At 68.3% G+C, this 8,553-nt stretch carries 6 protein-coding genes; 3 read left to right on the top strand and 3 right to left on the bottom strand.

The window, feature by feature from the left end:
- The coding region (locus tag ACWEK3_RS04590; RefSeq protein ID WP_453248919.1) for a cupredoxin domain-containing protein at nucleotides 1-584 on the bottom strand (584 nt) is incomplete at its 3' end.
- 580 nt (nucleotides 585-1,164) lie between these two features.
- On the opposite strand from ACWEK3_RS04590, the gene ACWEK3_RS04585 reads away from it, so the two are divergent.
- Both ACWEK3_RS04585 and ACWEK3_RS04580 read left to right on the top strand, forming a co-directional pair.
- Nucleotides 1,165-2,148, top strand: coding sequence for a multicopper oxidase domain-containing protein (locus ACWEK3_RS04585; protein ID WP_361415634.1), 984 nt, complete (start codon nucleotides 1,165-1,167; stop codon nucleotides 2,146-2,148).
- Nucleotides 2,149-2,530: 382 nt separating this feature from the next.
- Nucleotides 2,531-6,466, top strand: coding sequence for a ThuA domain-containing protein (locus ACWEK3_RS04580; protein ID WP_453248918.1), 3,936 nt, complete (start codon nucleotides 2,531-2,533; stop codon nucleotides 6,464-6,466).
- Between the two features lie 96 nt (nucleotides 6,467-6,562).
- Here ACWEK3_RS04580 and ACWEK3_RS04575 read toward each other — a convergent pair whose 3' ends face one another.
- The gene (locus ACWEK3_RS04575; RefSeq protein ID WP_450547685.1) at nucleotides 6,563-6,901 is read right to left on the bottom strand and encodes a GNAT family N-acetyltransferase; all 339 of its coding nucleotides are present in this window, start codon (nucleotides 6,899-6,901) and stop codon (nucleotides 6,563-6,565) included.
- A gap of 40 nt (nucleotides 6,902-6,941) precedes the next feature.
- Nucleotides 6,942-7,931, bottom strand: coding sequence for a pirin family protein (locus ACWEK3_RS04570; RefSeq protein ID WP_450547686.1), 990 nt, complete (start codon nucleotides 7,929-7,931; stop codon nucleotides 6,942-6,944).
- Between the two features lie 125 nt (nucleotides 7,932-8,056).
- On the opposite strand from ACWEK3_RS04570, the gene ACWEK3_RS04565 reads away from it, so the two are divergent.
- Complete coding sequence (locus tag ACWEK3_RS04565) at nucleotides 8,057-8,536, top strand: carboxymuconolactone decarboxylase family protein (RefSeq protein WP_450547687.1); 480 nt, start codon at nucleotides 8,057-8,059, stop codon at nucleotides 8,534-8,536.
- The last annotated feature ends 17 nt before the right edge of the window (nucleotides 8,537-8,553 follow it).

Here is an 8,553-nt window from a genome sequence, read left to right as displayed (position 1 = left end):
CGAACCGGCGCCGAGTACGCCGCATAGGCCGCACCGTCCAGCGAGTACTCGATCTTCGCCACACCCGACTCAGTGTCGGAAGCCGACACCGTCACCGTCGCGCTGCCCACATAGTTACCGGAAGCGTCCTTGGTACCGGACACCGTCGCCGACGTCTCCGGCGCGGTGGTGTCGCCGCCGGCTGCGGGGGTGACGACGAGCTCGCCCGTCATCGACCCGTGGCCCGGCATCGCGCAGAAGTAGCGGTACACGCCGGGCTTGAGGTTGACCTCGGCCGTGTACTTGCCCCCGTTGGAATCGAAGGGGCTCGCGAAGATGTTGAGGTCGACGTCGTTGTTGTAGTCGGAGCTCGAGACGTCGAACGTCAACGTGTGCGGCATTCCCGTGGTGTTGCCGGTCGCCGCGCTGTTCTCGAACACGATCGTCGCCGGTCCGGCCACCGCGGTCTTGGGTGCCGACGCGTACTTCGTGTAGTCGTCGCCGGCCGTCCAGGTGAGCACCTGGGTCGCCGCCTTCTCCGACCCACGGTTCGCCGCCGCGTACGCGGCCGGCACGGCCAACGAGAAGGCCGTGAACACGGCCACCAGCGCCACCAGCACCGGGTGTGCGCGGAATCGGCTGAGTGGCGCTGATCTGGAGAGGGGCGGATCCGTATTGGCATGGAGCAGTCTTCTGAACACCGCTGCACCTTTCGCGAATTCGCTTGTGCGGCACCGCGCAGGGACTCGCGGTCCCGTCTAGTGGATGACCAGCCGCCAGGATGAGCGCGTCGAGGGGGTGGTCTCCCGGACCCAACCTCTCTCAAAGTGCGGCAACGTTGGGAAGCTACCGGCCTTTTGACTACTCGCCAAGGTCTATGACCACAATCCAACCAACTTTGACCTGAGTCTGGAAAAACTGGAGGGGCGCCCGCTACGGTGAGGCGGTCCCGAGGCGAACCCCGTTCGCCCAGCCGTCCCGATACCCGCCGTATCCGACACATCGAGCCAAGCCGGACGGCTGCCACCGGAGTCCGATCCGACGACCGCCCCGCCTGCCCCACGGGCCCGAACGCCCCGCGCACCACCGCTCACCGCCCTGACGGGACGGCTGCCGTCGGCGGCGGCTCACATCACCACCACGCGACGCCTTCGGGCCCGCACGCGTTTCGAGGATTGGAGAACGATGACCGACTCAGGCGCAGGTACGAGACGCCGCTTCTCTCGGCGGGCCTTCGCCACCGGGGCGGCCGCCGCTGCGGTCGTACCCACGGTGCTCGGCATCACCGCAACCGCCGCCGCCCCGAAGGACAAGCCGGCGGAAGGAAGCGGTCAAGGAAACAACAAGGGCACCGTCCGCAACATGACCCTGTACATGGAGAAGCTGCCGAACGGGGAGATGGGCTACGGCCTGAAGCCGGGCGAGGCGACGATTCCCGGCCCGCTCATCGAGCTGACCGAGGGCGACACGATGCACATCGAGGTCGTCAACAACCTGGACGTCGCCGCGAGTCTGCACGTGCACGGCGTGGACTACGACGTCGCCAGCGACGGCACCAAGCTGAACGACAGCGTCGTCGAGCCGGGCGGCCGGCGGACCTACACCTGGCGCACCCATGCCTCGGGCCCGAACCACGACGGGACGTGGGAAGCCGGCAGCGCCGGCTACTGGCACTATCACGACCACAACGTGGGGACCGCGCACGGCACGGGCGGCATCAAGAAGGGCCTGTACGGCCCCGTGATCGTGCGCCGCAAGGGCGACGTGCTGCCCGACAAGCAGTTCACGGTCGTGTTCAACGACATGATGATCAACAACAAGGGCGCCCACAACGCGCCCACCTTCGAGGCCGTCCGCGGCGAGCGGGTGGAGTTCATCGTGATCACACACGGTGAGTTCTTCCACACCTTCCATATCCACGGCCACCGCTGGGCGGACAACCGCACCGGGATCCTCCAGGGGCCGCAGGACGTGAGCCGGGTCATCGACACCAAGACGGTCGGTCCGGCGGACTCCTTCGGGTTCCAGGTGATCGCGGGTGACCGGGTCGGCGCGGGTGCCTGGATGTACCACTGCCACGTCCAGAGCCACTCGGACATGGGCATGGCCGGTATCTTCCTCGTGACCGAGGCCGACGGCTCGGTCCCCGGCGGCATGCCCCACCATTAGGCGCTGGACGGCAGCGGCGGGGCCCTCCGGGCTCCGCCCCCCAAACCACGCCCGTCGTACCACCTGACGGTCCGACGGGCGTGTACGACTGCCGCCGGCCGGTCCTCACCCGCAAGGACTTGAGGCGAACCTGTCCTCGTCCCTCCGGCACCGTCCTTCCCGGGCCTGGTGACCGCCCGCCGAAATCCGCCTCACCCGGCACACGCCGGGCGGGGCGTCCGCGGCAGCCCTCGCTCCACCCCCTGATCACTCTTCCGTTGTCGGATCGAGTCAAGGAGCAAGCATGGGCAAGAGAGACAGATTCGCCCTCTCACGACGAAGCGGAGCGCCGCCGTCTCGTCCCGCGCGGGCCTCTGGTCACGCGTGGTCCTGGCGTCGCGCCGTGGTCCTGCTGTCCAGCGCCGCGCTGACCGTGGGACTGGCCACGCTGCCGGCCGTGGAGGCGAACGCGCAGCCGCCGGCTGAGACCGCCCAGGACGCCGGCGCCGAGAGCCAGGTGAACGTCCTGGTCTTCCACGGACCGGCCGCCAAGCAGGACGACCCCGTGAAGAAGGCCGCGGCGGCGATCGAGACCCTCGGCGAGAAGAACGGGTTCAAGGTCGTCGAGTCCGATGACGCGGGTGTGTTCACCACCGCCGGCCTCGCCAAGTACCGAGGGGTGGTGTTCCTGTCGGCCGACGGCGTGACCCTCAACGCCGACCAGGAATCCGCGTTCCAGTCGTACATCAGGAACGGCGGCGGCTTCGTCGGCGTCCACGACGCCGCCCGGGCTCAGTCCGACTCCTCCTGGTTCACCGGGCTGATCGGCAGCCGACCCGCCCTGGGCCTGCCCGACGCCGAGAAGGTCGTCGAGAGCGCGGTCAACTCGGAGAACCCGCCGAACGAGGGCAAGGACAAGCTGTTCGACGGCAAGAACGACACCAAGTGGCTGGCCCGTACGCCGACCGCCTGGGTCACCATGAAGCTGGACAAGCCGGTCGCGGTGGTCAACTACGCGCTGACCTCCGCCAACGACTTCACGGGACGGGACCCGAAGGACTGGAAGCTCCAGGGCTCGCAGGACGGCCAGAACTGGACGACCCTGGACACCCGGAGCGGCGAGACCTTCCCGTCGCGGTTCCAGACCAGGCAGTTCCAGTTCACCAACACGCAGGCCTACCAGCACTACCGGCTGGACATCACCGCGAACAGCGGTGAGCCGCTGACCCAGCTGGCCGAGCTGCGACTGTTCAACGCCAACCCGACGCCTCCGCAGGACTCCAAGGTCCAGCAGGCAGTGGTCGACGTGACGGACCGTCAGCACCCGGCCAACAAGGGCCTGCCGCTCAACTGGACCCGCTCCGACCAGTGGATCAACTGGGACCCCAGCCCGATCGGCAAGGTCCACACCATCGCCCAGGTCGAGGAGTGGAAGTACAAGCCGGGAGTCAGCGCCAACGGCCCGTTCCACCCGATCTCGTGGTGCCGGGACTACGACGGCGGCCGGTCGTTCTACACCGGCATGGGCCGCACCGAGGAGAGCTACACCACCGACACGAAGTTCCAGAGTCACCTCCTCGGCGCCATCCAGTGGACCACCGGTATGGTTCGCGGCGACTGCCAGGCGACCATCGCGTCCAACTACAAGACCGAGCGGCTGACCGCCCAGAACCAGTCGGGGCAGCTCGACCAGATCGGCGAGCCGCACGGTCTCACCATGGCCCCCGACGGCAAGGCCTTCTACATCGGCAAGGCCGCCTGCCCGTCGGGCCCGATCAGCTCCTGGAACGACCCCAAGGTCGGTCTCGGCTGCGGCACCATCCACCAGTGGGACCCGAAGACCAAGCAGGTCAAGCTACTCACCACGCTCGACGTGATGGGCAACCGGGGCAGCGGTGACGAGCTGGTCAAGAACGAAGAGGGTCTGGTCGGCATCACCCTCGACCCGAAGTTCGAGAAGAACGGGTGGATCTACATCTACTGGATGCCGCACGAGTCGATCGACCGCGACAAGCGGATCGGCCAGCGGACGGTCTCCCGGCTGACCTACGACTTCGCGGCCGAGTCCATCGACCAGGGCACCCGCAAGGACCTGCTGCACTGGGACACCCAGATCCACAGCTGCTGCCACGCCGGTGGTGGCATGTCCTTCGACAAGGACGGCAACCTCTACATCGGCTCCGGTGACAGCAACTCCTCCGGTGGCTCGAGCGGTTACTCCGGGAACAACTGGACCCAGGACTACAAGGGTGTCTCCTTCCAGGACGCCCGCCGCACCTCCGGCAACACCAACGACCTCAACGGCAAGATCATCCGTATCCACCCCGAGGCCGACGGCACCTACACCATCCCCAAGGGCAACCTCTTCGCGCCGGGCACGGCCAAGACCCGCCCGGAGATCTACGTGATGGGTGTCCGCAACATCGCGCGGCTCTCCGTCGACCCGGTGCACAACTGGCTGAACGCCGGCTGGGTCGGTCCGGACGCGGGAGCCTCCAGCCCGGAGCTCGGCCCGGCCAAGTACGAGACGGCCACGGTCATCACCTCCGCGGGCAACCAGGGCTGGCCGTACTGCATGGGCAACCGGCAGCCGTACCGTGACCGCAGCAACACCGACGCCAGCGTCCTCACCGGCTGGTACGACTGCAACAACCTCAAGAACGAGTCGCCGCGCAACACCGGCCTGGTGGACATCCCGCCGGCCCGCGACAACATGATCTGGTATTCGCCCCAGGGCGGCGGCCCGGTCTTCCCGAAGCGCGCGGACGGCAGCGGTGTCCCGAGCTACGTGGACAGCGAGGCCACGTACACCCAGCCGTACCTCAAGGGCGGCGGCCAGGCCATCATGTCCGGTCCGACCTACCACCGCTCCCAGGTGGACACCAAGAGCGGTGTCGCCTGGCCGGCGTACTGGGAGGACAAGTGGTTCATCGGTGACGAGTCCAACGCCAACAACCGGGTCGCGGTGACTCTCGACCCCGACCACATCAAGGACCAGGGCGCGCCGGCCTTCGGTGAGGACGTGCGCAGCATCATCGCGCCGGGCAGCGGCGCCACCCAGCTGCAGAGCTGGATGGACGCCAAGTTCGGTCCCGACGGTGCCCTGTACATGCTCGACTACGCGGGCGGCTTCTTCAGCCTGCACAACAACCAGAAGCTCATCCGCATCAGCTACCAGGGCGGCCCGGCCACCCCGAAGCCGCAGGACGCGGGTGCGCGGGTCATCACCCAGAGCAAGCCGAAGACGGTGGCGTTCTCCAGCGCCAAGACCGGCGGTGTGGCCTGGGAGTGGGACTTCGGCGACGGCAGCAAGCCCTCGCACGAGGCCAACCCCACGCACACGTACGGCGACTACGGCACGTACCACGCGAAGCTGACGGTCACCTACGCCGACGGCGAGCAGGCCACCGCGACGTTCGACGCCAAGGCCGGCTGCCCGGCTCCCGACGCCCGGTCGACCGTCAAGCTGCTCGACACCGACACGGGCGTGACCAACCACAAGGCCGGAGGCGGCTGCACCGTCAACGACCTGATCGATGACGAGGCCTCCTGGTCGAACCACGGTGAGTTCGTCAGTCACGTCAACTCCGTGGTCAACGACCTTCGCAAGGAAGGGGTCCTCGACAACCGCGAGTCGTCGGCGATCAGCAAGGCGGCGGCGCAGAGCGAGATCGGCAAGGTTGCCGGGTACAAGCCCATGTTCGACGGGACCGCGGCAAGCCTGGCCGACTGGCGGCAGGCCGGCGCCGGGAACTTCTCGCTCCTGCCCGACGGCACCATGCGCAGCTCCGGCGGCATGGGCATGCTGTGGTACGCCAAGCAGGAGCTCGGGGACTTCTCGGTCAGGCTCCAGTTCCGGGACATCGCCCCGGGCACCGGCAGTGCCAACAGCGGGGTCTTCACCCGGTTCCCGGACCCGAGGACGCCGCTGGCCGACCGCCCGGCCGGCAGTTGTGGGACGGTCGGCTCAGCCCGCTCCGCCCCCGAGTGGGTCGCGATCTACTGCGGTCAGGAGATCCAGATCTACGACGGGGCCACGGGCGAGGTCCAGAAGACCGGCTCGGTGTACAACTTCAAGCCGGTGGGCCTGGACAAGGCGGGGGTGACTCCGAAGGGCCAGTGGAACGACTACGAGGTCCGCGTTGTCGGGCAGCACTACACGATCATCCGCAACGGCGTGGTGATCAACGAGTTCGACAACACGCCCGGCAAGTCGTCGTCCCGTGCGGGTGACCCGCCCACGGACCTGCGTCAGTTCCTCAGCGGGTACGTCGGGTTGCAGAACCACGGCAACAACGACCTGATCGAGTTCCGCAACATCCGGGTACGAACCCTGTAGCCGGACAGCAGTAGGTGCCGGGCCCGGGGCTGTCGCCCCGGGCCCGGCTCTTCTTTGTCCCGCTTCCGCGCCGGCCGGCTCGAAGCGTGCGAGCGGTCAGCCCAGTTGGGTGTCCAGCCACTGCAGGACGTCGGGGGTCACGGGGTCGGTGATGTCGGCGAACTCCTCGTGCCTCTTCAAGAACTTGGCCACGTACGGGCAGACGGGCACGATCCGTTTTCCGGACTCGCGTACGTCGGTGAGCGCCTCCTGGACCAGTCGGGAGGCGAGGCCCTGTCCGGCGAAGGCGTCGTCGATCTCGGTGTGGTAGAAGACGCGCTGTTCACCGCGGTCGCGGTAGGCGGTCAGTCCGGCATGCTTGCCGTCGACCAGGATTTCGTAGCGGTGCTTTGCGTCTGCCCGCTGGACGGTCGGAGCGGTGGAAGGCTGGCTCATCGGGTGCCTCTCGGATGGGGTCGGTGACACGTCGAACGGATCAGTGGCGCGGTGGATTCCCGCGCGGCGTGATGACGGCGTTCGGCAGCGTGGGGGCGGGAAGCCGGTTCCCCGGGTATCCCTCGACGGCGCCGAAGCGATCGGAGGAGTTCTGCCACTCGTCCCGGGCCTTGGCGATGTCCTCGTGGCTGCGCCCGATGAAGTTCCACCACATGACGATCTCCTCCTCGAACGGCGTTCCGCCGAGCAGGACCGTCCGTGCGATGTCGTCCGACTCGTTCGTCAGCGTCAGCGTGTCGACGCCCGGGTGGGCGTAGCCCATCTCGGCGGGAGCCACCAGGGTGCCGGCCAGGCGCACCTCTCCCTGGTCGACCAGGAGGCCGTGCTCGAAGCCGGGGTCCACGGGGAGCGTGAGGGCCGCGCGCGGCTGGAGGACGATCTCGGCGCCGAGCAGGGGTGTGAAGGTCCGCACCGGGGAGGCGTGGCCGGCGAGGGAGCCCAGGAAGACCCTGATCTCGGCCCCGTCGATCCGCGCGGTCTCGGGTGCGTAGTGCTGGAAGTCCCGTGCGGCGTCGCGGTGCTCCTCCGGCAGCGCCACCCACAGCTGGACGCCGTGCAGGACGGTGGTCCGCGGGGTGGAGACCTCCGAGTGGCAGATGCCGTACCCGCCGGTCATGAGGTTCAGCTCGCCGGGCCGTACGTAGGCGTGGCTGCCCAGGCTGTCCCGGTGCTCGATCTCCCCGCTGAACAGCCAGCTCACCGTCTGGAGCCCGGTGTGCGGATGCGGGGCGACGTCCATGCCGCCCGTCACCGAGACGTCGTCGGGGCCGTAGTGGTCGGCGAAGCACCAGGCGCCGATCAGGGTCCGGGCGCGCTGCGGCAGGGTCCGCCGCACGGTCATCGCCCGGGGGCCGCCGAGGGGCACGTCACGCGCGGTCAGGACGTCGATCCGGGCCGCCTCGGTCGGCCGCTCGCCGTCCGCCGGCCCGCCGCAGCGCACTTCCATGGGTTTCGTCTCGGCGTTGCTCACCGTGGACCGCCTCCCTCAAGAATCGTTTTACATTCAACTATCATGCCGTGATAATAAGTCGGACGACACCGGCAGGTACACACCACACGACAAGGGAGCCACACAGGCCCCGGAGGAGTCCCAGGTTGAGCACCCACACGACGGAGTCCGCGGCCCAACGGATCTTCATCGACAAGCAGAGCCCCACCGCCTACCGCGCGCTCGTCCAGACCGCGGAAGCGGTCCGTACGGTCACCGCCGAGGCGGGGCTCGACCGGACGCTCGTGGAACTGGTCAACCTGCGCGTGTCGCAGATCAACGGCTGCGCCTACTGCCTCAACGTACACACCAGGGCGGCCGTGCGGGCCGGCGAGACCACACAGCGGATCGGGGTGCTGGCGGCCTGGCGGGACACCGAACTATTCACCCCCGACGAGCGCGCGGCGCTCGCGCTCGCGGAGGCGACCACCGACCCCGGTGACGCGGCCCTTCAGGAGGCCGCGTACGACACGGCCCGCGAGGTGCTCACCGACGACCAGATCTCCGCCGTGATCTGGGCGGCGGTCACCATCAACGCGTTCAACCGGGTCTCGATCATGAGCAAGCATCCGGTGCGGCCGCAGTAGACGACCCCTGGCCGGGG

The organism is Streptomyces sp. NPDC004721 (assembly GCF_053601495.1).
The sequence above is the reverse complement of the archived record's forward strand: the minus strand, read 5'-3'. Positions and strand labels throughout refer to the sequence as shown.